Origin of the sequence: Maribacter sp. 4G9 (assembly GCF_002742265.1) — a bacterium.
Lineage (GTDB): Bacteria > Bacteroidota > Bacteroidia > Flavobacteriales > Flavobacteriaceae > Maribacter.
The window spans coordinates 1-423 of sequence record NZ_MDGL01000138.1 but is presented as its reverse complement, the minus strand read 5'-3'; the positions used below and the strand labels follow the sequence as shown (position 1 = coordinate 423).

Annotated in this window: 1 pseudogene; it reads left to right on the top strand. The window is 44.7% G+C overall.

Annotated features, from left to right (window positions below):
- Positions 1-164 (top strand): annotated as a pseudogene (locus tag BFP75_RS13610) (IS1595 family transposase); the annotation flags it as partial.
- Between the last annotated feature and the right edge of the window lie 259 nt (positions 165-423).

The window sequence follows — 423 nt, the reverse complement described above, 5'->3', positions numbered from 1 at the left end:
CATGGCTTAGGGGGATGCACCACCACGTGGGGGACCTACAGGACTATCTCGACGAATATTGCTACAGGTTCAACCGCAGCTTCATGAAGGAGGGCATATTCGACAACCTGATGCTCAGGATGGTAAATACCCCGCCATGCTATATCAAAAATATTAGTGGTTAAATGCCTAAGTCAAAAAATGAAAACCCAACAATAATGAGTACTTGGAAAAGTATGAATGGACTCTAAAAAACTGCACACAACACAGGTAACCGTTGCACAAGATATTAATCCGTGAAAAAATGGATCCGTACAAGCCTCTTTACGGGGCTTTTTTTGGTCCGCCTTAGATTGGCAGCGCTAATCTTGGATGCCTTACAAAAGCACCGAACAACGGTTCAAGGGCACTTTTGGCCCATCTTGCCAAAGCTGGTGTCATTAC